The following is a 22,780-nucleotide window of genomic DNA, read 5'->3' on the forward strand; positions in this document are numbered from 1 at the left end:
GCCCCACTTGTAGCAGCATGTTGCCCTATGACGCCGCCGCCTTCGAAAAGTTCGAGTAAAACAGGTTCGACCACCACCCGAGCGCGTCCTGCCGCAGTGTTCGACGGATATTCAGACATCGGTCGCTACGAGTTGGCTTTCGACGAGATGTTCGAGCCCGACGGCTCGGTGCGTGGTCCGTACAAGGGTGTGTACAAAGCCCTGGCGCCGACGAGCAGCGCCGACCTTGCCGCGCGTGCCGACGCACTCGGACGCGCATTCATCGACCAGGGCGTGACGTTCTCGCTGTCCGGGCAGGAGCGACCGTTTCCGTTGGATCTGGTGCCGCGCGTCATCGCCGCGCAGGAGTGGTCGCGGCTTGAAAAGGGCATCAAGCAGCGAGTGAAGGCGCTCGAGTTGTTCCTCGCGGACATTTACGGCGAGCAGCGAATCCTGCGCGATCACGTGTTGCCGCGCCGCTTGGTGACCTCGTGCGAGCACTTCCACCGTGAAGCGGCCGGCATCGTGCCGCCCAACGGTGTGCGAATTCACGTCGCGGGTATCGACCTGGTCCGAGACGAGGCGGGAGAGTTCCGAGTCCTCGAGGACAATCTGCGATCTCCGTCCGGTGTCTCCTATGTGATGGAAAACCGTCGCACCATGACTCGGGTGTTCCCGGATCTGTTCATGTCCCACAAGGTGCGGGCGGTCGGTGATTACGCAACACACCTGCTGAGGGCGCTGCGTGCGGGTGCTGCACTCAACGAAGCGGACCCGACAGTGGTTGTTCTCACACCGGGTATCGCCAATTCCGCCTATTTCGAGCATTCGTTGCTCGCTCGTCAGATGGGTGTGGAACTCGTCGAAGGTCGCGACCTGTTCTGCCGCGACAACATGGTGTACATGCGCACGACGGAAGGCGAGCGCCAGGTCGACGTCATCTATCGCCGCATCGACGACGAGTATCTCGACCCGATGCACTTCCGTCCGGATTCGATTCTCGGCGTCGCAGGCCTACTGAATGCGGCGCGGGCGGGCAACGTGGTGATCTCGAGCGCCGTCGGCAACGGAGTCGGTGACGACAAACTCGTCTATACCTACGTTCCGCAGATCATCGACTACTACCTCGGTGAGAAGCCGCTCTTGCAGAACGTCGACACGTTCCGCTGTTGGTTGGACGAGGAGTGCGAGCAAGTCCTCGACCGCGTCGCCGAACTGGTCATCAAGCCGGTGGAAGGGTCCGGCGGCTACGGAATCGTCTTCGGACCCGACGCGAGCCCCAAGGAACTGGCCGCGATCACCCGCAAGATCAAGGCAGACCCGCGCGGGTGGATTGCGCAGCCACTCGTGCAGTTGTCCACGGTGCCGACCAAGATCGACGATGTTCTCTCGCCGCGCCACGTGGACTTGCGGCCCTTTGCCGTCAACGACGGTGAGGACGTGTGGGTGTTGCCCGGCGGCCTGACCCGGGTGGCACTTCCGGAAGGTTCGCTGGTGGTCAACTCCAGCCAGGGCGGCGGAAGCAAGGACACGTGGGTGCTTGCGAGTCGCACCTCTGACGAAGACCCAGAGTTGTCAGGCGAGGAACTGGTGTCCGAGCCCCCGGAATCCGCGGAGCCGGTGCAGGGTCCCGAACTGAGCACCTCGCAGCAACAACAGCAGCAGCAACAGTGAACACCTCGGAAGTGCCCAGCTACCAAGAACTATCAGTGAACGGAGCGTGGTGACCGATGCTTGCTCGCAACGCAGAGTCCCTCTACTGGATCGGCCGCTACGTCGAGCGCGCCGACGACACTGCTCGGATCCTCGACGTCGCCGTCCATCAATTGCTCGACGACGCCACCGTCGACCCGGACCGCACGTCGCGTCTGCTCCTGCGTGTCCTCGGCATCGAGGCGCCGGAGGGCAAGCTCGACGTGCGCTCGCTCACCGATCTGGTTGCGTTCAGCCGCAACCAGGTTGGTTCGATCGTGGACTCGCTGGCAAGTGCTCGTGAGAATGCTCGCGGGGCGCGTGAGGTCACGTCGAGTGAGATGTGGGAGTGCCTGAACACCACGTACAACGGACTGGCCGAGCGTGAACGTGCCTCACGCAGGCTGGGGCCACACGAGTTCTTCCGCTATGTGGAGGAACGCGCAGCGATGTTCGCGGGCCTGGCGGATTCCACGCTCAGTCGCGACGACGGCTATCGGTTCCTTCTGCTGGGCAGGTCGATCGAACGTGTCGACATGATCGTGCGGATGCTTCTGGCGCGCGCCGGTGACCGCCCGTCGTCGCCGGCATGGGTCAGCGTTCTTCGCTCGGCGGGCGCACATGACACGTATCTGCGTACGTATCGCGGAGCGCTCGACGCCAATCGCGTCGTCGAGTTCATCTTGTTGGACAGGCTCTTTCCGCGCTCGGTGTTCCACTCGATCAGGCAGGCCGAGAAGTGCCTGCAGGAGCTCGACCCGCAGCCGGGCAGTCGCGTCGGAATCCGGGCGGAGGCGCCGAGGCTTCTGGGCCGCGCACGCAGCGAACTCGAGTTCCTGCCGCAGGGCGTGTTGCTCGAGGATCTGCAGGGACGGTTGCTCGGTTGGCAGGAGACCTGCCGCGAACTGGGTGAGGCAATTGCATTGCAGTACTTCCACGCTGCGCCGTGGGTCGCGTGGACGGATGCCGGCGCCGCGTATGCGGAGTCGACGGTGGAGGGAGAGCTGTGAGCTGGCGGATGAGGGTCGTGCACACCACGGGATATGCGTACGACGCCCCGGTGACGTCGTCGTACAACGAAGCGCGATTGACACCTCGCGGCGACACCAGGCAGACGGTGATACTCACGCGCGTCGAAACCCAGCCGGCAACGCGTTCCTACCGATACACCGATTACTGGGGCACCGCGGTGACCGCCTTCGACTTGCACGCCCCGCATACGGAACTCGAAGTGACCGGACTGTCGGTGGTCGAGACGGAACCGTTCGTTCAGCCCGAGGAAACCGTCGACTGGGATGAATTGTCGGGAAACGCGATTAAAGATCGATTCAACGAACAACTGAGTTTCACGAGATATGTTCCGCGTGATCGTAAGCTGGCGACAATTGCCAAGGAATTGCGCAAAGATAAATCACCTGAAGATGCAGTAGTGGCTGCGTCGCAATGGGTTTACGGTGAGATGTCATATGTGCCGGGTACGACCGGAGTGCATACGTCGGCGGTCGAGGCGTGGTCGGCACGGAAAGGCGTCTGCCAGGACTATGCGCATCTGACCTTGGTATTGCTTCGAACGATGGGGATACCGTGTCGATACGTTTCCGGCTATCTCCACCCCAAACGTGATGCGGCAGTCGGGGACACGGTGGTCGGCGAATCGCACGCGTGGATCGAAGCGTGGACCGGCGCGTGGTGGGGATACGACCCGACCAATGCGATAGCTGTGAATGAACAGCATGTCTCGGTCGGAATAGGAAGGGACTATTCGGATGTGCCGCCTTTGAAGGGAATCTTTTCCGGTGGACGCTCCACAGATCTCGAAGTTGTTGTGGAGATCACCAGGCTTGCGTAAAGTCCGGCAAATCTAGGCGCGTGAGCATTACTACCGTTCGATGAGAAGAAGGTGGGAATATGTCTCCAACTGCACAGGAATTGACTGAGATCGAACCGATCTCGGATGTGAAGAAGTATGCGGCCGAAGCGGTGGGAACATTTGTGCTCGTGTTCTCCGCAGTCGGAACTGCCGTCTTTGCAGGTGCGAAAGTCGGCAATCTCGGAGTTGCCTTCGCATTCGGCCTGACCCTGCTGTTCCTCGTATATGCGATCGGACCGATTTCCGGTTGCCACGTCAACCCAGCAGTGACTCTCGGCCAATTCGTGATCGGGCGAATCTCAGCCGTCAATGCGGCGATTTACGTTGTCGCGCAAGTGATCGGCGGCTTGGTCGCAGGCGTCGTGATCTACACGGTGGCCAACAGTCTCCCGGCGTACAACCGTGCTGCTGACGGTTTGGGTGCAAACGGTTGGGGCGCACACAGTCCGTCTGCCGAGAAGAATCTTCTCGGAAAGGTGGTTTCCGACGGTTACGGCATCGGTGCCGCGATGATCATCGAGATTCTCCTGACCGCTCTGCTCGTGTTCGTCGTTCTCGCGTCGACCGACCAGATCTCCGACGTGCCGCTCGCCGGGGTGTCCATCGGCTTCACCCTGGCCGTCATTCACCTGATCTCGATCCCGATCGACAACACCTCCGTCAACCCCGCTCGAAGCCTCGCTGTCGCGCCGTTCCAGGACGGTGCACTCGGCCAGGTGTGGTTGTTCATCGTGTTCCCGCTCATCGGCGGTGCGCTCGGTGCACTCATCTATCGAGCACTCTTCGGACGGTTCAACCGTATGGACAGCTGATCGACACTGTTTCCATCGTCCGGGTCGGCTTCAGCTCCAGCTGAAGTCGGCCCGAAGTTTTGCCGCGACCGCGTCGAACTTCTTGTGATCCATGACGGCGCCCTCGCGCCGGATCCCGCTCTCGGGAACGTCGAGCACCCGGTCGAGCCGGACCCAGCTGGGCCTTCCCTCGCCGTCCCATGGACCCGAACCGATTGCGAGCCAATCGCGCTCGCCCTCGCGTTTACTCTGCGAAGACAACATCAGGCCGAGCAGCGTGTCGCCGTCGCGGCCGACAACCAGCACCGGGCGGTCTTTGCCCTGGGTCGGATCCTCCTCGTAGGCAACCCAGGTCCAGACGATCTCGCCCGGATCGGCCTTGCCGTCGAGGTCGGGGGAGTACTCGACCTTGCGGGCGCGATGTGCGGTCGGAGACGTTCGCGCGGCGATCGGGCGGCCGGTCGGACCCGGCTTCGAGGCAGACGACTGGGACGTGGACGACTGCAGCTGGCGCAGCAACGCAGGGCCCTTCTCCACCGCGAGGGCGCCGAGGGTTCTGCCGATCTGCTTCCACATGCTTGCCATAGCGTTCGAGCATAATCACCCACCCGTGGGAACCCCTGGTACGGCGGCGCCGAGACTTGGATATCCTGAGGGTTGACAGTGGCCCGGATCCGGGCCGGTGCCGGTCCGACTAAGGGGTCTCCCATCAGCAGCTTCGCCGACAAGACGTTCACGGATCCTGCGCAGATCCGGAACTTCTGCATCATCGCGCACATCGACCACGGTAAGTCGACGCTGGCAGATCGCATGCTTCAGCTCACCGGTGTGGTCGAAGAGCGGGCGATGCGTGCGCAGTACCTGGACCGCATGGACATCGAGCGTGAACGCGGCATCACCATCAAGGCTCAGAACGTTCGTCTGCCCTGGACCGTCGACGGCGAAGAGTTCGTCCTCCACCTCATCGACACACCCGGCCACGTCGACTTCACGTACGAGGTCTCCCGCGCGCTCGAAGCATGTGAGGGTGCAATTCTGCTGGTCGACGCTGCTCAGGGCATCGAAGCTCAGACGCTGGCGAACCTCTACCTGGCGATGGAGAAGGATCTCAAGATCATTCCCGTCCTCAACAAGATCGACCTCCCGGCCGCGGATCCCGACCGCTATGCCGAAGAGATCGCGCACATCACGGGCTGCGAGCCCGGTGATGTCCTGCGCGTCTCGGGTAAGACCGGCATGGGCGTCAAGGAACTGCTCGACGAGGTCATCAAGCAGGTACCTGCGCCTGTCGGCGATGCTGACGGTCCCGCCCGCGCGATGATCTTCGACTCCGTCTACGACGCCTACCGCGGCGTGGTCACCTACGTGCGTGTGGTCGACGGTCGGATCCGTCCCCGCGAGAAGATCACGATGATGTCCACGGGCACCACACACGAACTGCTCGAGGTCGGCATCATCTCGCCCGAGCCGAAGGCCAGTATCGGTCTGGGCGTCGGCGAGGTGGGCTACCTCATCACGGGTGTGAAGGATGTCCGCCAGTCGCGCGTCGGTGACACCGTCACCACCACCCGCAACGGCGCGACCGAACCGCTGGTCGGCTACCGCGATCCCAAGCCGATGGTCTACTCGGGCCTCTACCCGATGGACGGCTCGGACTACCCCGTGCTGCGCGATGCCCTCGACAAGCTCCGTCTCAACGACGCGGCGCTGGCGTATGAACCCGAGACGTCGGTTGCCCTCGGATTCGGCTTCCGCTGCGGCTTCCTCGGCCTGCTCCACATGGAGATCACCCGCGACCGCCTCGAGCGTGAGTTCGGCCTCGAACTGATTTCCACCGCGCCCAACGTCGTCTACCGCGTCGTGATGGAGGACGGGGCCGAGGTCATCGTCACCAACCCGTCGTACTGGCCGGAAGGCAAGGTTCGCGAGGTCTACGAGCCCGTCGCCAAATGCACCGTCATCGCCCCGAGTGAGTACGTCGGCGCCATCATGGAGCTGTGCCAGTCCCGTCGCGGTGAGCTCGGCGGCATGGACTACCTCTCCGAGACTCGCGTCGAACTGCGCTACGAACTGCCCATGGGCGAGATCATGTTCGACTTCTTCGACGCCCTCAAGTCCCGCACCAAGGGTTATGCCAGCCTCGATTACGAGGAGGCCGGTGAGCAGCAGGCCGATCTGGTGAAGGTCGACATCCTGCTGCAGGGCGAGGCCGTCGACGCGTTCTCCTCGATCGTGCACCGTTCCAACGCCGGCGCTTACGGCGGACGCATGACGTCGAAGCTTCGTGAGCTGATTCCTCGCCAGCAGTTCGAGGTTCCGATCCAGGCCGCGATCGGCGCGAAGATCATCTCGCGCGAGAACATTCGCGCAATCCGCAAGGACGTTCTTGCCAAGTGCTACGGCGGCGACATCAGCCGTAAGCGCAAGCTGCTCGAGAAGCAGAAGGAAGGCAAGAAGCGCATGAAGACCATCGGTCGCGTCGAGGTGCCGCAGGAAGCATTCGTGGCGGCCTTGACGTCGGAATCGGTCGGCGAGAAGCCCAAGAAGTAGGAGCGCATGGTCACCACCTGGTTGTCCCGAGAGTTCGGAATCGAAATCCCGGTTCTCGGGGCGCCCATGGGTGGTCGCGCGGGCGGCGCGCTCGCCGGAGCTGTATCGGCGGCCGGCGGGTTGGGGCTGCTCGGCGCGGCTCGGTACAACACACCGGAGTGGATCGAGGCCGAAGCCGAAGTGGCCCGCTCGATCGGCGGAAAGTTCGGCGTCGGCCTGATGACGTGGTCGCTGCCCGAGAACGAGTTGATGCTCGACGCCGCGATTGCCGTCGAGCCGACCATGATCACCTTGTCGTTCGGTGATCCCGCCTCGTATGTCGGACGAATCCACGATGCGGGCATTCCCGTTGTGTCACAGATCAATACGCTCGAAGACCTTCGCATTGTCGAGGCCGCGGGTGTCGACGGCGTGATCGCGCAAGGCGGTGAGGCAGGCGGTCACACGGGCCGAATCGGAACCTTGCCGCTGCTGCAGGAGATCCTCGAAACGACATCACTTCCAGTACTGGCGGCCGGCGGAATCGGGACCGGCCGCGGTTTGGCCGCAGTCCTGGCGGCAGGCGGGGAAGGCGTGATGATCGGAACGGCGCTGCTCGCCAGCCCGGAGACGGTCGGGCCGGGCTATGCCCGCGAGCGCGTCGTCGAAGCCGGAAGTGCCGACACGATTTACACCTCGGTGTTCGACCGAGCGCGCAGTCAACCGTGGCCGCAGCGGTGGGGTGGCCGCGCGGTGGCCAACGAGTTCACTGCCGCCTGGCACGGAGTCGACGCCGATGAGGAAATGCTGGCAAAGGCGTACGACCCGTCGGATCCCCACAGCGGAGTCGTCTACGCCGGAGAAGCTGTCGGACTCGTACACGGAACCCATCCGGCCGGCGACGTGGTTCGACGCATCGGCGCCGATGCGGAGCGTCTGCTCTCTCGTTTCGCCTGAAAGCAAGGTCGGACACAGCCGGATCCCATATGAGAAGGTAAGCCTCTGCTAACTAGTGGAGGAGTATTTTCGTGCGTGCGATGAAGTTTTCGGCGGTGGCTCTCTTGGGAGCGCTGGTCGTAGGTATCAGCGGATGTTCGTCCTCGGACGCCGACGAGATCGCGGGCGGTCGGGTCACCACGATCGACCACAAGTTCGGCGCCACCACGATCACCGGGACGCCGACGCGCATCGTCGCGGCCGACACCCAGTGGCTCGACGCTCTGCTCGAACTCGGAATCCAGCCGGTGGGGTACCTGGCTGCCGGCCCGATGGGCGACGAGCGTGGTCTGTTCCCGTGGGAGAGTGGCGTGGACGCGTCGGCGAAGGAACTCGATCGCTCGGCGATCCAGCAGTTCGGTGTCCCGCTCAAAGCTGAAGAAATTGCAGCCTTGGATCCCGATCTGATTCTCGGCGGGTTCTCCGTCGCCGATCAGGACGATTTCGACCAGTTGAGCAAGATCGCTCCGACAATTGCCGGTCTGTCCGACGTCCAGGTCGATCCGTGGCAGGACCAGGTGGAGATTCTCGGCCGGGTTCTCGACAAGGAGTCGCGAGCCGACGAGATCGTCGAGGCGACAAACGGGCAGATCGATGCGCTCGCGCAGCGGTTGCCGGGGCTGAAGGGTAAGACCGCTCTTTTGTCGCAGTACGTCTTCCCGACGTCGCAGTTGGTGATCGTCGCTGATCCCAAGGACGGTGCTTCGGGACTGTTCACGCGTCTGGGAATGTCGTTGCCGCCCAAGCTGGTCGACGAGGCCGGTGTGACCGGTGGCCGGCTGATACTCAGCCCGGAACGGGTCGACGCTCTCAGCGCCGACGTCGTGGTGCTGCTGCCCAACGGCGGGTCGCTCGACGACATGATGAAGCTGCCGGGGTTTGCCGACCTGCCTGCAGTCAAGGGTGGCGGATTGGCCATCGTCGACTATCCGACTGTTGCCGGCCTGAACACTCCGTCGTCGCTGTCGCTGAAGTACTCGCTCGAATCGATCACGCCGCAGCTCGAAGCGGTGGCCGGCTAGACCTGCTGTGCGCCTTTATTAACCGCGGGCGGTTAATAAAGGCGCACAGCAGGGGGTCTAGGTCGCGTTGTGCGCGGGCTGGAAAGCTCCGGCTTCGGCAGCTTCCTCGGCGCGGATCACGTGGACCACGGCGTTGATCAGCGCCAGGTGTGTGAACGCCTGCGGGAAGTTACCCAGATGGCGACCGGTGTGCGCGTCGATCTCCTCCGCGTACAGCTTGAGCGGGCTCGCGAACCCGAGCAGACGCTCGCAGAGATGCTTTGCCCGATCCAGTTCGCCGATCTCGACGAGGGCGGAGACGAGCCAGAAGGAGCAGATGGTGAACGTGCCCTCTTCTCCGCTCAATCCGTCGTCGGTGGTGTCGACGCGATAGCGCAGGACCAACCCCTCTTCGGTGAGCTCGTCGGCGATCGCCAGCACCGTCGCCCGGATGCGCGGATCGTCGGCCGGCAGGAAGCGCAGCAGCGGTGCCAACAAGAGCGACGCGTCGAGTGAATCGTGGCCGTACCGCTGCGTCAGAACTCCGCGCGAGTCGACACCGTGCGCGAGGATGTCGGCCTTGATCTCGTCCGCGATGGCTGTCCATTGCTGTGCAAAGCTCTTCTCGCCCTGCATCTCTGCCAGCTTGGCGCCGCGATCGAGAGCGACCCAGCACATGATCTTCGACGACGTGAAGTGCTGCGGTTCACCGCGCACCTCCCAGATCCCGCGGTCGGGCTGGCGCCAATGCTTGATCGCTTCCTCGACCTGCTTCTTGAGCAGCGGCCACAACGCCTCGGGGACGCGCTCGCGGGTACGGATGTGGAGGTACACCGAGTCGAGCATGGTGCCCCAGATGTCGTGCTGCTGTTGATCGAACGCCCCGTTGCCGATACGCACCGGACGGGCGCCGTCGTAGCCGGACAGATGGTTGAGTTCGGATTCCTCGAGCGTGCGCTCGCCGCCGATGCCGTACATCACCTGCAAAGGATGCGGCTGACCGTTGTCCGAACTCGACACGTCGTAGATGAAGTTGAAGAAGTCGTTGGCCTCACGGTCCAACCCGAGCGTGTAGAGGCCCCACAGCGCGAAGGTGGAATCGCGAACCCACGCGTAGCGATAGTCCCAGTTGCGTTCTCCGCCTGGTGTTTCCGGTAGCGAGGTCGTCGAAGCCGCGAGTAGGGCTCCGGTCGGTGCGTAGGTGAGCCCCTTGAGTGTGAGCGCACTGCGCTGTAGGTATCCGCGCCACGGGTGATCGGGGAACTTGCCGATCGTCACCCACTCACGCCAGGACTTGGACGTCTGCCACATCTTGTCGGCGGCCTCGTCGAACGTCTGCGGCGCGGGAAGATCCGACCACGAGAGCGCGACGTACACGTTGTCGCCTTCGACCAGTCGCGTCCGCGCTCGTGCTTCACGACCTTCCAGACCCAGTCGTAGGTCGGTGGTCAAGCGCAGAGTGGGATGGTCTCCGGGCTTGGCGGAGCGACACGTTGCCGTTGCTTCCTCGTAGACCTTTCCGGTGTACTCCCAATTCGCCGTGCCACGGTGATAGTCGAACGCGGGCTCACAGCTCATCTCGAGTTCGACGGTGCCGCTGACGCATTTGACCGTACGGAGAAGGGTGTGTTCGGCATCCCAGTCGGTCGGTGTGCGCTTGTGCGTGTTCGATCGCTTGTCGACGTTGTGCCAGGGACCGAGAACCAGGGCGTCGCGGACGACGAGCCAGCCGGTCTCGGTCTGCCAGGTGGTCTCGAGAATGAGTCCACCCGGCAGATAGCGCCGAGCGGCCGGCACGTTCTGGCCGTAGGGGCCGATACGGAAATGGCCTGCGCTGCGGTCGAGGATGGCACCGAACACGCTGGGGGAGTCCGGGCGGGGAACGCACATCCACTCGACAGATCCGTTACGGGCAATCAGGCACGAGGTTTCGCAATCGGAAAGAAACGCATAGTCGTCGATCGGGGGAAAGTTGCTTCGATGGTGACCCGTGGAGGCGGGAGGAATCGTCTGCACCACTTCGTCGTCAGCACTCATTCGGCCATCATCCGGCCAGAATCGGCACACGTCCAATCCACACGCTGTCGGGACCGTATCGTCCGAAGGATAGGGTGTTGGCGTGGATCGGATTGCGGATTGGTGGGACAGCTTCGAGCTGTGGATGGCGGGGCTCCCGTTCATCCCGCAGGTCGCGTTGGTCCTGATCGTCGTCGTTCCGCTGTGCCGCCTGGTGGCCATCGGTCTGGATCGCGTGTTGGCCGCCGTTCTCGCTCTGCCGCTCTTCGGCTGGTTGCGTACGAATTCTCGAGAAGTAGAGGAAAGCTGATGCCCCGCTCACGGGTCACTCTCGCCCTGATAGCCCTGATTCTCCTCGTGATCGTCGCGTGGCTTCTCACCCGTTAGTTCTCCCGATTAGAGCGGGCGCCGGTGCTCTGCTAAAGTCCACCGCGTGTCCGAAGCAACAGCTCCCGTAATCCGCCACCAGTTGGCGTTGATTGCTGTCGGCATGCTCGACGTCGCTGACGTCGCCTGTTGTTGATTTCCTGAGTTCGACCTCTCCGGTGGTGCTGCGCACCCCACTCGAACTTCTCTGCGCGTAACTCGCGCCCCCGATTCAGGGCTCATCGCCCGTCGGCTCTCCATGTCTGAACATCCCGATGGAATCAGCCCCAGAGGTCTCGGACTTGTCGTTTGACCAACCCTCGTTTGTCAGTCCTTTCAGGAAGGTATCTGCAATGAAACGCCGTTCCCGCACACTTCTCACTGCTATCGCGACCATGGGGGCCGTGGTACTCACAGCGTGCAGTGGTGGCTCGAGCGACACCGTGGGTGGTGACAGCGCCGCCAGCGACGGTAGCGCCGGCACGATCAACCTGTTCGCCTACGCCGTGCCGAAGCCTGGCTTCGACAAGCTCACCGCAGCCTTCCAGGCGACCGACGAGGGCAAGAACGTCAACTTCAATCCTTCCTACGGCGCCTCGGGCGACCAGTCGCGCAAGGTGAAGGACGGTGCCGAGGCAGACTTCGTCAACTTCTCCGTCGAGCCCGACATCACCCGTCTGGTCGATGCCGGTCTGGTAGATCAGAACTGGAACCAGGACGCCTACAACGGAATTCCGTTCGGATCGGTAGTCACCATCGTGACGCGTCCGGGCAACCCGAAGGGCATCAAGGACTGGGACGACCTGCTTCAGCCCGGCCTCGAGGTCGTCACGCCGAACCCGTTCAGCTCCGGCTCGGCCAAGTGGAACCTCTTGGCGCCGTACGCCGCCAAGAGCGACGGTGGCAAGAACCCGCAGGCGGGTCTCGACTACGTCACCGCCTTGGTCAACGACCACGTCAAGATCCAGCCCAAGTCGGGACGCGAGGCTTCGGAAGCCTTCCTGCAGGGTAGCGGTGACGTTCTGATCAGTTACGAGAACGAGGCACTGTTCATCGAAGGCAACGGCGACCCGGTCGAGCACGTCACCCCGCCCACGACCTTCAAGATCGAGAACCCCGTTGCCGTGATCTCGAACAGCAAGGTCCTCGACAAGGCGACCGCGTTCAAGGACTACCTGTACACGACCGAGGGTCAGACGCTCTGGGCCGAAGCAGGATTCCGTCCCGTGGATCCCGCCGTCGCTGCCAAGTTCACCGACAAGTTCCCCGAGCCGACCAAGCTGTGGACCATTGCAGACCTCGGCGGCTGGAAGGCCGTGGACAGTGCTCTGTTCACCAAGGACACCGGTTCGATCGCAGTGATCTACGACAACGCGACCAAGTAAGACTGACGTGACTGACACTATTGACCCCACCCCCGTGGCTCGTCGGCGAAAACTCGCGCGGGTCACGGGGAGTGTGGGGCCGCTCGGAATCGGAGTGGCCACCCTGTGGCTCTCCGTCATCGTTCTGCTTCCGCTCGCCGCGTTGACCGCCACCGCGTTCGACGAGGGGATCTCCGGATTCTGGGACGCCGTCACCGCACCCGTCGCCTTGGCGTCGTTGCGCGTGACGTTGTTGGTCTCGGTGATCGTGGCATTGATCAACGTCGTGATGGGCACGATCATCGCGTGGGTGCTGGTCCGGGACGACTTCCCGGGCAAGCGCATCGTCAACTCGATGATCGATCTGCCGTTCGCGCTACCGACCATCGTGGCATCGATCGTGCTGCTGTCCCTCTACGGCCCGCAGTCACCGATCGACATCCATCTCAATGCAACTCAGCCCGGACTGATCGTGGCATTGGCCTTCGTGACCTTGCCGTTCGTCGTCCGTTCCGTGCAGCCGGTGCTGATGGAGGTCGACCGCGAAGTCGAGGAAGCCGCTGCGTCGTTGGGAGCTTCCAACTGGACGATCTTTCGCTCGGTTGTTCTCCCGACGTTGGCGCCTGCCGTCATCTCCGGTGCGGGCCTCGCGTTCGCCAGAGCGATCGGTGAATACGGCTCGGTCGTTCTGATCGGCGGCAACATCCCACGCGTGACACAGATGACGTCGCAGTACATTCAGCAGCAGATCGAGATCGATCGTCCGACCAACGCCGCTGCCGTCTCGGTAGCGTTGCTGGCCATCGCATTCGTGACGCTGTTCGTCCTGCGAATCTTCGCCTCGCGGGGACAGCGACGTGAGGAGAGTTCCCGATGAACGTGTCCAGAGGATCGAAGATCGGTCTGCGGACCATCGCTCTCGTCTACCTGTTCGTGTTGCTGGTCGTGCCGATCGGTGTGATCCTGACGCGAACGTTCGAGAACGGAATCGGCCCGTTTCTCGAATCGATCACGACACCGGCAGCGATTTCCGCGCTGAATCTTTCGCTGATCATCGTGGCGATCGTGGTTCCGATCAACGTGGTGTTCGGTGTCGTCACGGCTCTGGCACTCGTGCGTGGGCGTTTCCCGGGCCGCGGAGTTCTGCAGTCGGTGGTCGACCTGCCCTTCGCGGTCTCGCCCGTCGTCGTCGGTGTGTCGTTGATTCTCCTGTGGGGTGCCAACGGTTGGTTCGGCGGCATCGAATCGTTGGGGTTCAAAGTCATCTTCGGGTTGCCAGGCATGGTGATCGCGACGATTTTCGTGACGCTGCCCTTCGTCGTCCGGGAAGTCGAACCCGTACTTCACGAGATCGGCGACGAGCAGGAACAAGCAGCCGCGACGCTCGGTGCCTCGGGCTGGCAGACGTTCTGGCGGATCACATTGCCCGCGATCCGTTGGGGCCTGACGTACGGAATCGTGTTGACGGTGGCGCGTTCGCTCGGTGAATTCGGCGCAGTCATCATGGTCTCTTCCGGCTTCCCGGGGGTATCCCAGACACTGACATTGCTGGTGCACTCGCGATACATCGACGACCACAACACCTTTGGTGCGTATTCGGCGGCAACGCTGCTGATGGGCATCGCCATCATTGTCCTGTTGCTGATGACGCTGCTGGACCGTAAGAGGAGCACCACATGATCACAGTGACCGGGGCCCGCAAGAACTACGGTGATTTCGCGGCGCTCGACGACGTGACGGTCAACATTCCCTCGGGTTCGTTGACGGCATTGCTCGGGCCCAGTGGCTCGGGAAAGTCGACGTTGCTGCGTTCGATCGCAGGGCTCGAAGAACTCGATTCGGGAACCATCACCATCGCAGGCAAGGACGTCACCGGCGTCTCGCCGCAGAAGCGTGACATCGGTTTCGTGTTCCAGCACTACGCGGCGTTCAAGCACATGACCGTGCGGGACAACGTGGCGTTCGGGCTCAAGATCCGCAAGCGCCCGAAGCCGGAGATCGAGAAGAAGGTCAACGAACTACTGGGGATCGTCGGTCTCGACGGGTTTCAGCATCGGTACCCCGCGCAGCTCTCCGGCGGTCAGCGTCAGCGCATGGCGTTGGCGCGCGCTCTGGCTGTGGATCCACAGGTGCTCCTGCTCGACGAGCCCTTCGGCGCGCTCGACGCGAAGGTGCGTGCCGACCTGCGCACGTGGTTGCGTCGCCTGCACGACGAGGTGCACGTCACCACCGTCCTGGTCACCCACGACCAGGAAGAGGCTCTCGACGTCGCCGACCGCATCGCGGTGCTGAACAAGGGGCGGATCGAGCAGATCGGTGAACCTGCCGACCTGTACGACCGCCCGTCCAACGACTTCGTGATGTCCTTCCTCGGATCCGTCGCGAAGCTCAACGGGCAGTTGGTCCGTCCGCACGACATCCGCCTCGGCCGCGATCCGAGCATGGCTCTCGCGCAGGAATCCGGAACGGCCGAGTCGCTCGGCGTCACACGCGCAACAGTCGAGCGCGTCGTGTACCTCGGCTTCGAGGTTCGAGTGGACCTGCGCAACGAGGCAACCGGCGAGCTCTTCTCGGCTCAGGTCACGCGCGGTGACAGTGCAGCGCTGCACCTCGAGGCGGGGGAGACGGTGTACGCGCGTGCTACCCGGGTGCCGGATCTGCCGGAGACCCCGGTGTCGACGCCGGTGCAGGAGCCAGTCACGGTGAGCGTGGTCGGCCAGGTGTGACCCGCTCGCCCTGTTTGACCTGTTGTACCCCCACTCCTGTTTGAGCGAACGGCACTTTCGGACTCCTGATGGCGCCGAAAGTGCCGTTCGCTCAGAGTTGGGGGCCGGGCAACAGCGAGACGAGTTCAGCCCTCTCGGCAGACGAGGACCGGGCATTGGGCGTGGTGGATGAGGCTCTGACTGGTCGATCCGACTATCGACGCCATGAACGGGCTGCGGCCGTGGCTACCGACGACTACGAGTTGCGCTTCCGCCGAGTGCTCGAGCAGTGCCTTCATCGGTCCGCTGCGCTGGACACTGCGGGTGACTTCGACATCGGGGTACTTCTCCGTCCAGCCGGCGAGGCACTCGGACAGCAGTGCATGCTCATGCTGTTCGTACGGACCCCAGTCGACGAAGCGCCTGGCTTCGGAGTACCCACCCAGCGAGGCGTGCTCGTTCCACGTGTGGACCGCAACCAAAGGTGCGCCGAGGAACGCGGCAAATTCGAAGGCATGCGCGACGGCGAGTTCGCTGAGCTTGCTCCCGTCGACGCCGACGACGATGGGCCTGGTATCGGCCATCGCGTGATCACCCGTACCTCGGAATACGGCCACGGGACAGTGCGCACGGTTGACCACCCGAATGGTGTCGGATCCGAGAAACACGGACTGCATTTCGCTGGTGCCGGCCTGACCCAGTGCAACGATGCGAGCCGACTTCGAGAGTTCGACGAGTGTGGTTGCGGGAGTACCAGTCACGAGGCCACGTTCGACGGTGACGTCGGTGTGATCATCGCGGATGGCGTCCTCGGCCTCGTCGAGCAGTTTTGCACCCTCGACGCGAAGGTGGTGGTCGAACATCTCTTCGTCGGTGACGTTGGTACCGCCACTGGACTCGGGTTGTCCTGGCAGCACGTGGGTCAGGCGAAGTGGTTCGTCGAATCTCTTTGCAGCCGATGCTGCCCACCTCGCGGCGTTGACCGCGCTTGCCGAGCCGTCGATACCGGCCACGATTCCGTGTCGAACAGATGCACTGGTCATGGAAGTCTCCTCGCGTCGCCTCCTTACCAGTGTGTCCCTGCTCACCCCCGGTTCGCTACAAACCGGTCAGCTCCCGTGGTGCGAGAACGTCGGTGGGCACTGCTGCGCGAGATCGACGCGGGCGCAACGACAACAGAGCGGTGATGAATCCGTTACCGGGCAGTGTCAGTTCCACGTTCTTCAACACGGTTCGGCGCATCAACGCGAGCAGGGCTGCGACGCCGGTGACGGCCATCCACATCGGCAGTGGGTACAGCGTCAGGCGTTCACCAAGGCCGAAGGTGAGGGTTCGTCCGAGAAGCAGTACGGCGCCGACGATTCCGGTAGCCGCGCACAGCCCTGACCACACTGCGATCCATTTGCTGTGCTTCCAGAATTGAATTGCCATGAGTACGAGAACGGCATGACGTGCGACGAAGCCGGGAAGTACGGCGGTCCAATGAACGAAGGTCCCGTCGTTGGCCGGGAAGAGGCCGGTGGCTGCGGTGCTCAATGCAACGACGACGGCCAGACCGAGAATCCACTTTTTTGCACGACCGTCCGGAATGTACTTGTGCAGCAAGGCCGCACCGAGGATGGTGAGCGCACCGAGGATCATGAAGGCCGCGTTCATGACGTCGTGCATCGGCGAACACGAATCCACGCTGCACGTCGTCACACCGAGCGAACTGATGGAGTCGCGCGCGAAGCTGTAGGGCGTCTTCCATGCTCCGGCTGTGAAGATTTCGACAAGCAGGTAGAGCACCGACAGGACCCATGCGATGCCAGCTGTGCCGAGGCGAAGATTGTGAGTGATGGTGTTCCCTCTCGCGGCGCTCTGAGGGGATTGCACCCAAAGATCTGTTTCGCAGGCGAAGGAGGTACCTTCGCGAGCTGGACAGATCCAACACTACGGTAACAATCTGATAACGGCCTGTGAAACCGGATCAGGCGGAGCGGACCAGACGGTCGGGTAGTGCATCAGCGACTTGTCGGTAACGGTCGATCATCGTTTCGATCAGTAGAGAGTGCCCACCGATCGTGTCGGCGAAACGCGCGCGCGGACATGCAGTTGCTGCGGCAGCGCTGAGTCGATCGGTCAGTAGGCCGGGAGCCAAGAACCACGGCGCGACGACAACACGTTCGGCGCCGTCCTGCTCGAGTGCGGAGATCGCCTGGGTAACTGTCGGTTCCGCGGATGTCGCGAAACAGATTCGAACGCCCGACCAGTTGGTTCCGCCGAGGAGAGTGGACGCCAATTCTGCGGTCGCGGCATTGGCGCGCGCGTCGGACGAGCCGACTGCCGCAAGAGCGACACCGACCGACGGATCGTCCGGCCGGGCACCCACTTCGAGAATTCGCTCGCGTACTGCCTCGATCAGCCGAGCATCGCGACCCAGCACGTCTGCTTGGAACACGGTCAACTGGGGGTGGCGTGTCGCGGCAGCGGCCAAGAGTCCGGGCAGATCTACCCGGGCGTGGAAGGCATTGCCCAGCAGCATCGGAACAACAACGGCGTGAGTGTGGCCGTCGTGTGCAACTCCGTCCAGGACCTGATCGATGGACGGTGCATTGAGGTCGAGGAACGCCAGCCGGACATCGAGGTCTGGCCGGACTTCACGAAGAGCTGCCACAGCAGCCGCGATCACCCGAGCAGAACGGGGGTCACGGCTGCCGTGCGCAACAGCGATGAGCGGAACCATCGACTTAGACGCGCTCGCCCAATTCGACAGCGGAAATGACGTCGCCCACCAGGCCGGCTGCGAGAGTGTTTCCACCAGCGGGATCGATCAGCAGGAAGCTGCCGGTGTGGCGGTTGACGGCGTAGTCGTCAGCCACGATCGGCTCGGCCACCCGGATCGAGATCTTGCCGATCTCGTTGAGCTCGAGAGTGTCCGGGCCCTGATCCGTGGTGAGGTCCTGCTCGTTGAAGCGTTCCACCAAGCTGCCCACGATGGCCTGCGTCGTTCGCGTGCCGTGCTTGAGCAGCAGACGTGCACCGGGGCGCAGCGACTTCTCGGCCAGCCAGCAGACAGTGGCGTCGAATTCGCCGATCGGCTCGGGTGCGTCGGACGGCGATGCGATGGTGTCGCCGCGAGAGACGTCGACGTCGTCGGCCAGGATCAGCGTGACGCTGCGTCCGGCGTGGGCGACGTCCAGTTCGCCGTCGGCCGTGTCGATACGTGTGACGGTGGTGCGCGTACCCGAGGGCAGGATCACCACTTCGTCGCCGGGCACGACGGAACCGGCAGCGACCTGACCGGCGTAGCCGCGGTAGTCAAGGAACTCTGCGGTGCGGGGGCGGATCACGTACTGCACCGGGAAACGCAGACCGACGCGATGTGGCTCGGCGTCGACCGGAATCGACTCGAGGTGCTCGATCAGCGTGGGGCCGGTGTAGTACGGGGTCTTGTCGGAGCGGATGGCGACGTTGTCACCGTGCAGTGCCGACACCGGGATCTCGACGACGTCTTCGCTTGCCCAGCCCAGTGAGCTGGTGAGTTCGTTGAACTCGGCGGAGATCGAGGTGAAGACCTCTTCGGGGTTCTCGACGAGGTCGATCTTGTTCACGGCGAGAACGAGCTTCGGGACACCGAGCAACGCGAGAACCGCTGCGTGCCTGCGAGTCTGCGCGATGACGCCCTTGCGAGCATCGACCAGCAGGATCACGAGCTGAGCCGTCGAGGCACCGGAGACCGTGTTGCGGGTGTACTGCACGTGGCCCGGTGTATCGGCGAGCACGAAGGTGCGCTTGGGGGTCGCGAAGTAGCGGTACGCCACGTCGATGGTGATGCCCTGCTCACGCTCGGCGCGCAGTCCGTCCACCAGGAGCGACAGGTCAGGGGTGTCGAGACCGCGGTCCACCGACGCACGGGTCACGGCGTCGATCTGGTCGGCGAGAACGGATTTCGTGTCGTACAACAGGCGGCCCACGAGTGTGGACTTTCCGTCGTCGACGCTGCCGGCAGTTGCCAGTCTGAGCAGATCGCTCATCAGAAGTAGCCCTCTCGCTTGCGGTCTTCCATGGCCGCTTCGGAAACTCGGTCGTCGCCACGGGTCGCGCCGCGCTCGGTCAAACGTGATGCCGCAACCTCGGCGAGGATCGCTTCGTTGTCGGCCGCATCGGAGAGAACAGCACCGGTGGTCGAACCGTCGCCGACGGTGCGGTATCGCACCGAAAGGGTCTGCAGCTCTTCGCCGTCAGCCGGCCCACCCCAGACTCCGGGGGTCATCCACATGCCGTCGCGCTGGTACACCGGACGCTGGTGGGCGTAGTAGATGCTGGCGAGTTCGACGTTGTCGCGAGCGATGTAACGCCAGATGTCCAGTTCGGGTGAAGTTGCTGAGCGGGAAGACGCGCACCTGCTCGCCGGGGGAGTGGCGACCGTTGTAGAGGTTCCACAGCTCCGGGCGCTGCTTCTTGGGATCCCACTGGCCGAAAGCGTTGCGCAGTGAGAAGATCCGCTCCTTGGCACGTGCCCGCTCCTCGTCGCGGCGAGCGCCACCGAAGACGGCGTCGAAGCGATTCTCCGAGATCGCGTCCAGCAACGGCACGGTCTGCAGAGGATTGCGGATACCGTCGGGACGCTCGGTGAGGCGGCCGTCCGCGATGTACTCCTCGACGCTGGCCACGTGCAGGCGCAGGTTGTACTTGGCCACCACGTGGTCGCGGAAGTCGAGGACTTCCTGCAGGTTGTGGCCGGTGTCGACATGCAGCAGGGTGAACGGCAACGGCGCAGGCCAGAAGGCCTTGATCGCCAGGTGCAGCAGCACGGTGGAGTCCTTACCGCCCGAGAAGAGAATGACCGGGCGTTCGAATTCGCCGGCCACCTCTCGGAAGATGTGGATCGCTTCGGACTCGAGGGCGTCGAGAGTATCGAACTGTGTGCCGTCGAGCTGAGGCCGTGAAGGTGTCAAGTCAACTGTCATGATGCGTGCAACCCGCATTCTGTCTTGGAGGCACCGGCCCAACGACCGCTACGCGGATCGCTGCCGGGGGCTGGCTTGCTGGTGCAGGGTGCGCAGCCGATGGACGGATATCCCTCGTCGACAAGGGGATTGACGAGGATGGAATTGGTGTCGATGTAGTTCTGCATCTCCTCGTCCGACCAGGGAGCGATCGGGTTGATCTTCACGAGTCCGAAGGCTTCGTCGAAGGAGATCAGGGGAGCGTTGGCGCGGGTGGGCGCTTCGACGCGGCGGATGCCGGTCACCCACGCGCTGTAGCCGGACAGTGTCTGCTTGAGCGGCGCGACTTTGCGTAGTGCGCAGCAGCGGTTGGGATCACGGGCGAACAGATCCTTGCCCTCGGCGACATCCTGCTCGGCGACGCTTGCCAGCGCACGAGCGTTGATGACGTTGACGCCGTACACCTGCTCGACCGCGTCACGCGTGCCGATGGTTTCGGGGAAGTGGTAGCCGGTGTCGAGGAAGAGTACGTCGACGCCCGGATGAACTTGTGCGGCAAGGTGAACCAGCACTCCATCCTGCATGTTCGACGCCACGATGTACGAGTCGCCGAACGTGTCCTCGGTCCACTGCAACAGTTCCTGCGCGGTGGCTCCGTCGAGTTCTACTGCACCGCGCTCGGCGATGGCCCGAAGCTCGTCGGCAGTTGCTCGCGAAATGTCCACTGTCATCGCAAATCTCCTTCGTCTGCGCGCACTGCCCATTCGGCGAACCGTTCACCTTCGTTGCGGTTCTTGACGAACTGACGTACGACGCGGTCGATGTAGTCACCCATCTCGACGCTGGTGACCTTGTGCTGGCGCAGCTTGCGTCCGAAGGCGCTGTCGAATCCGAGGCTGCCTCCCAGGTGAACCTGGAAACCCTCGACTTGATTCCCCTCACCGTCGTCGACGAGCTGGCCCTTGAAGCCGATGTCGGCGATCTGCGAGCGAGCGCAGGAGTTGGGGCAACCGTTGATGTTGATGGTGATCGGCACGTCGAGCTGGCTGTTGATGTCGGCGAGACGCTGCTCGAGTTCGGGCACGAGCACCTGCGAACGCTTGCGGGTCTCGGCGAACGAGAGCTTGCAGAACTCGATGCCGGAGCAGGCCATCAGGTTCTTGCGCCAGTGTGACGGTCGGGCGGGAAGGCCCAGCGCGTCGAGATCGGCGATGAGCGGCTCGAGCGTCTCGTCGGCGACGTCGAGGATGATCAGCTTCTGGTACGGAGTGAAGCGGATCCGGTCGCTGCCGGCCTTCTCGGCGGCGTCGGCGACCTGAGCCAGGATGTCTCCCGAGACGCGGCCGGCGATCGGAGCGAAACCGACTGCGTTGTGGCCGTTGCGGGTCTTCTGGATACCGACGTGATCGATCGGGCGCTTGGGCTTCTCGGGCGCGGGGCCGTCGATGAGCGGACGCTTCAGGTACTCGGTCTCGAGAACCTCGCGGAACTTCTCGATACCCCAGTCCTTGACGAGGAACTTGAGCCTGGCCTTCGCGCGCAGACGGCGGTAGCCGTAGTCACGGAAGATCGAGACGACGCCCTCCCAGACATCGGGGACCTCGTCGAGCGGAATCCAGGCGCCGACGCGCTGCGCCAGCATCGGGTTGGTGGACAGTCCGCCGCCGACCCAGAGGTCGAGGCCCGGGCCGTGCTCGGGGTGGTTCACGCCGATGAAGGCGATGTCGTTGATCTCGTGAACAACATCCTGCTGACCGGAGATAGCGGTCTTGAACTTGCGCGGCAGGTTGGAGTACTTGGGGTCGCCGATGTAGCGGCGCACGATCTCGTCGATCGCCGGGGTGGGATCGAGGACCTCGTCGAGCGATTCGCCGGCCAGGGGAGAACCGAGGACGACGCGAGGGCAGTCACCGCACGCTTCGGTGGTCTTGAGCCCGACGGCTTCGAGGCGCTTCCAGATCTCCGGGACGTTCTCGACTTCGATCCAGTGGAACTGAACGTTCTCACGATCCGACAGGTCGGCGGTGTTCCGGCCGAATTCCTTCGAGATACCGGCGATGGTGCGCAGCTGCTCGACGTTCAGAGCGCCGGCGTCGCAACGCACGCGCATCATGAAGTACTTGGCCTCGAGCAGGTCGATGTTCTCGTCGCCGGTGAAGGTGCCGTCGTAGCCTTCTTCGCGCTGGGTGTAGAGACCCCACCAGCGGAAGCGGCCGCGAAGGTCGCCCTTGTCGATGCTGTCGAAGCCCTGCTTGGAGTAGATGTTCTCGATGCGGGCCCGAACGTTGAGCGGGTTGTCGTCCTTCTTGGCCTGCTCGTTGGCGTTGAGAGGCTCGCGGTAACCGAGGGCCCACTGACCTTCGGCGCGACGCTTGGCGGGACGCGCAGCGCGTGCAGGCCGGGCTTCGGCAGCTGCCGAATCGGCGGGTGTGGCGGCGTCGGTGGTCGACGTCATCGATGAACTCCTGGATCTGGGCGGTTGATCGGCACGCGGCACGCACTATCGATGAACTGTGGCGGTGTCTGATCGGGACGCACCG

General features: G+C 63.4%; 21 protein-coding genes and 1 pseudogene. 13 read left to right on the forward strand and 9 right to left on the reverse strand.

The window, feature by feature from the left end; genetic code table 11:
• Positions 1 to 27 precede the first annotated feature (27 nt).
• The 4 genes from ABIE52_RS03990 to ABIE52_RS04005 are packed head-to-tail and all read left to right on the forward strand — an operon-like array spanning position 28 to position 4,353.
• Positions 28 to 1,653 carry a circularly permuted type 2 ATP-grasp protein gene (locus ABIE52_RS03990; RefSeq protein ID WP_003944471.1) on the forward strand — a complete coding sequence of 542 codons (1,626 nt, stop codon included), beginning with the start codon at positions 28 to 30 and terminating at the stop codon, positions 1,651 to 1,653.
• Between the two features lie 56 nt (positions 1,654 to 1,709).
• Positions 1,710 to 2,681 carry an alpha-E domain-containing protein gene (locus ABIE52_RS03995; protein WP_003944483.1) on the forward strand — a complete coding sequence of 324 codons (972 nt, stop codon included), beginning with the start codon at positions 1,710 to 1,712 and terminating at the stop codon, positions 2,679 to 2,681.
• 8 nt (positions 2,682 to 2,689) lie between these two features.
• The gene (locus tag ABIE52_RS04000) at positions 2,690 to 3,520 is read left to right on the forward strand and encodes a transglutaminase family protein (RefSeq protein ID WP_007731033.1); all 831 of its coding nucleotides are present in this window, start codon (positions 2,690 to 2,692) and stop codon (positions 3,518 to 3,520) included.
• Between the two features lie 59 nt (positions 3,521 to 3,579).
• Positions 3,580 to 4,353, forward strand: a complete 774-nt coding sequence (locus ABIE52_RS04005) for an aquaporin (protein ID WP_030536621.1) — start codon at positions 3,580 to 3,582, stop codon at positions 4,351 to 4,353.
• Positions 4,354 to 4,383: 30 nt separating this feature from the next.
• On the opposite strand, the gene ABIE52_RS04010 is transcribed toward ABIE52_RS04005, so the two are convergent.
• Positions 4,384 to 4,917, reverse strand: coding sequence for a type II toxin-antitoxin system PemK/MazF family toxin (locus tag ABIE52_RS04010; RefSeq protein WP_007731034.1), 534 nt, complete (start codon positions 4,915 to 4,917; stop codon positions 4,384 to 4,386).
• 72 nt (positions 4,918 to 4,989) lie between these two features.
• On the opposite strand from ABIE52_RS04010, the gene lepA reads away from it, so the two are divergent.
• The 3 genes from lepA to ABIE52_RS04025 all read left to right on the forward strand — a co-directional run bounded on the left by lepA (position 4,990) and on the right by ABIE52_RS04025 (position 8,879).
• Complete coding sequence (gene lepA / locus ABIE52_RS04015) at positions 4,990 to 6,882, forward strand: translation elongation factor 4 (RefSeq protein WP_003944564.1); 1,893 nt, start codon at positions 4,990 to 4,992, stop codon at positions 6,880 to 6,882.
• Between the two features lie 6 nt (positions 6,883 to 6,888).
• Entirely contained in the window at positions 6,889 to 7,818 is a 930-nt protein-coding gene (locus ABIE52_RS04020; protein WP_192712957.1) for an NAD(P)H-dependent flavin oxidoreductase, read from the forward strand.
• A gap of 80 nt (positions 7,819 to 7,898) precedes the next feature.
• Complete coding sequence (locus ABIE52_RS04025; RefSeq protein WP_207624322.1) at positions 7,899 to 8,879, forward strand: ABC transporter substrate-binding protein; 981 nt, start codon at positions 7,899 to 7,901, stop codon at positions 8,877 to 8,879.
• Between the two features lie 57 nt (positions 8,880 to 8,936).
• On the opposite strand, the gene ABIE52_RS04030 is transcribed toward ABIE52_RS04025, so the two are convergent.
• On the reverse strand, positions 8,937 to 10,895 hold the full coding sequence (locus ABIE52_RS04030; protein ID WP_003944557.1) for a glycoside hydrolase family 15 protein: 1,959 nt from the start codon (positions 10,893 to 10,895) through the stop codon (positions 8,937 to 8,939).
• A gap of 82 nt (positions 10,896 to 10,977) precedes the next feature.
• Between ABIE52_RS04030 and ABIE52_RS04035 the strand changes: the two genes are divergently transcribed.
• The 6 genes from ABIE52_RS04035 (at position 10,978) to ABIE52_RS04060 (ending at position 15,330) form a co-directional block, all read left to right on the forward strand.
• A complete protein-coding gene (locus ABIE52_RS04035) occupies positions 10,978 to 11,184 on the forward strand; it encodes a hypothetical protein (RefSeq protein WP_192712958.1) in 207 nt (68 codons plus the stop codon).
• A 123-nt stretch (positions 11,185 to 11,307) separates the two neighbouring features.
• The gene (locus ABIE52_RS04040) at positions 11,308 to 11,397 is read left to right on the forward strand and encodes an Ms4533A family Cys-rich leader peptide (protein ID WP_309599318.1); all 90 of its coding nucleotides are present in this window, start codon (positions 11,308 to 11,310) and stop codon (positions 11,395 to 11,397) included.
• Positions 11,398 to 11,593: 196 nt separating this feature from the next.
• Positions 11,594 to 12,625, forward strand: a complete 1,032-nt coding sequence (locus ABIE52_RS04045) for a sulfate ABC transporter substrate-binding protein (RefSeq protein WP_003944569.1) — start codon at positions 11,594 to 11,596, stop codon at positions 12,623 to 12,625.
• A gap of 7 nt (positions 12,626 to 12,632) precedes the next feature.
• Complete coding sequence (cysT, locus tag ABIE52_RS04050) at positions 12,633 to 13,481, forward strand: sulfate ABC transporter permease subunit CysT (RefSeq protein WP_030536617.1); 849 nt, start codon at positions 12,633 to 12,635, stop codon at positions 13,479 to 13,481.
• Positions 13,478 to 14,284, forward strand: coding sequence for a sulfate ABC transporter permease subunit CysW (gene cysW / locus ABIE52_RS04055; RefSeq protein WP_003944503.1), 807 nt, complete (start codon positions 13,478 to 13,480; stop codon positions 14,282 to 14,284). Before cysT ends, cysW begins: the two co-directional genes overlap by 4 nt.
• Positions 14,281 to 15,330 (forward strand): sulfate/molybdate ABC transporter ATP-binding protein, encoded by a 1,050-nt coding sequence (locus tag ABIE52_RS04060; protein WP_007731046.1) that lies wholly within the window; start codon positions 14,281 to 14,283, stop codon positions 15,328 to 15,330. Before cysW ends, ABIE52_RS04060 begins: the two co-directional genes overlap by 4 nt.
• A gap of 125 nt (positions 15,331 to 15,455) precedes the next feature.
• On the opposite strand, the gene ABIE52_RS04065 is transcribed toward ABIE52_RS04060, so the two are convergent.
• The 7 genes and pseudogenes from ABIE52_RS04065 to ABIE52_RS04095 all read right to left on the reverse strand — a co-directional run bounded on the left by ABIE52_RS04065 (position 15,456) and on the right by ABIE52_RS04095 (position 22,695).
• Positions 15,456 to 16,352 carry a universal stress protein gene (locus ABIE52_RS04065; RefSeq protein WP_075833635.1) on the reverse strand — a complete coding sequence of 299 codons (897 nt, stop codon included), beginning with the start codon at positions 16,350 to 16,352 and terminating at the stop codon, positions 15,456 to 15,458.
• A 55-nt stretch (positions 16,353 to 16,407) separates the two neighbouring features.
• Positions 16,408 to 17,184 (reverse strand): DUF998 domain-containing protein, encoded by a 777-nt coding sequence (locus ABIE52_RS04070; RefSeq protein WP_054801921.1) that lies wholly within the window; start codon positions 17,182 to 17,184, stop codon positions 16,408 to 16,410.
• 94 nt (positions 17,185 to 17,278) lie between these two features.
• A complete protein-coding gene (locus tag ABIE52_RS04075; protein WP_192712959.1) occupies positions 17,279 to 18,034 on the reverse strand; it encodes a sirohydrochlorin chelatase in 756 nt (251 codons plus the stop codon).
• Positions 18,035 to 18,038: 4 nt separating this feature from the next.
• The gene (locus ABIE52_RS04080) at positions 18,039 to 19,325 is read right to left on the reverse strand and encodes a sulfate adenylyltransferase subunit 1 (protein ID WP_020969973.1); all 1,287 of its coding nucleotides are present in this window, start codon (positions 19,323 to 19,325) and stop codon (positions 18,039 to 18,041) included.
• Positions 19,325 to 20,261 (reverse strand): annotated as a pseudogene (cysD, locus tag ABIE52_RS04085) (sulfate adenylyltransferase subunit CysD). The gene ABIE52_RS04080 and the pseudogene cysD overlap by 1 nt, the downstream one beginning before the upstream one ends.
• Positions 20,258 to 20,971 (reverse strand): phosphoadenylyl-sulfate reductase, encoded by a 714-nt coding sequence (locus ABIE52_RS04090; RefSeq protein WP_192712960.1) that lies wholly within the window; start codon positions 20,969 to 20,971, stop codon positions 20,258 to 20,260. The pseudogene cysD and the gene ABIE52_RS04090 overlap by 4 nt, the downstream one beginning before the upstream one ends.
• Positions 20,968 to 22,695, reverse strand: a complete 1,728-nt coding sequence (locus tag ABIE52_RS04095) for a nitrite/sulfite reductase (protein ID WP_063316224.1) — start codon at positions 22,693 to 22,695, stop codon at positions 20,968 to 20,970. Before ABIE52_RS04095 ends, ABIE52_RS04090 begins: the two co-directional genes overlap by 4 nt.
• Positions 22,696 to 22,780: the final 85 nt, after the last annotated feature.

Source organism: Rhodococcus sp. OAS809 (assembly GCF_040546695.1).
Lineage (GTDB): Bacteria > Actinomycetota > Actinomycetes > Mycobacteriales > Mycobacteriaceae > Rhodococcus_F > Rhodococcus_F qingshengii.

Bases quoted from the DNA above. Each gene is read 5' to 3' on its own strand.
- ABIE52_RS04095 (WP_063316224.1), bottom strand. From the start codon at position 22,695: ATGACGTCGACCACCGACGCCGCCACACCCGCCGATTCGGCAGCTGCC.
- ABIE52_RS04075 (WP_192712959.1), bottom strand. From the start codon at position 18,034: ATGGTTCCGCTCATCGCTGTTGCGCACGGCAGCCGTGACCCCCGTTCT.
- ABIE52_RS04090 (WP_192712960.1), bottom strand. From the start codon at position 20,971: ATGACAGTGGACATTTCGCGAGCAACTGCCGACGAGCTTCGGGCCATC.
- ABIE52_RS04030 (WP_003944557.1), bottom strand. From the start codon at position 10,895: ATGAGTGCTGACGACGAAGTGGTGCAGACGATTCCTCCCGCCTCCACG.
- cysW (WP_003944503.1), top strand. From the start codon at position 13,478: ATGAACGTGTCCAGAGGATCGAAGATCGGTCTGCGGACCATCGCTCTC.
- ABIE52_RS04080 (WP_020969973.1), bottom strand. From the start codon at position 19,325: ATGAGCGATCTGCTCAGACTGGCAACTGCCGGCAGCGTCGACGACGGA.
- ABIE52_RS03990 (WP_003944471.1), top strand. From the start codon at position 28: ATGACGCCGCCGCCTTCGAAAAGTTCGAGTAAAACAGGTTCGACCACC.
- ABIE52_RS04005 (WP_030536621.1), top strand. From the start codon at position 3,580: ATGTCTCCAACTGCACAGGAATTGACTGAGATCGAACCGATCTCGGAT.
- ABIE52_RS04000 (WP_007731033.1), top strand. From the start codon at position 2,690: ATGAGGGTCGTGCACACCACGGGATATGCGTACGACGCCCCGGTGACG.
- ABIE52_RS04045 (WP_003944569.1), top strand. From the start codon at position 11,594: ATGAAACGCCGTTCCCGCACACTTCTCACTGCTATCGCGACCATGGGG.
- ABIE52_RS04060 (WP_007731046.1), top strand. From the start codon at position 14,281: ATGATCACAGTGACCGGGGCCCGCAAGAACTACGGTGATTTCGCGGCG.
- ABIE52_RS03995 (WP_003944483.1), top strand. From the start codon at position 1,710: ATGCTTGCTCGCAACGCAGAGTCCCTCTACTGGATCGGCCGCTACGTC.
- ABIE52_RS04065 (WP_075833635.1), bottom strand. From the start codon at position 16,352: ATGACCAGTGCATCTGTTCGACACGGAATCGTGGCCGGTATCGACGGC.
- ABIE52_RS04010 (WP_007731034.1), bottom strand. From the start codon at position 4,917: ATGGCAAGCATGTGGAAGCAGATCGGCAGAACCCTCGGCGCCCTCGCG.
- ABIE52_RS04025 (WP_207624322.1), top strand. From the start codon at position 7,899: ATGAAGTTTTCGGCGGTGGCTCTCTTGGGAGCGCTGGTCGTAGGTATC.
- ABIE52_RS04020 (WP_192712957.1), top strand. From the start codon at position 6,889: ATGGTCACCACCTGGTTGTCCCGAGAGTTCGGAATCGAAATCCCGGTT.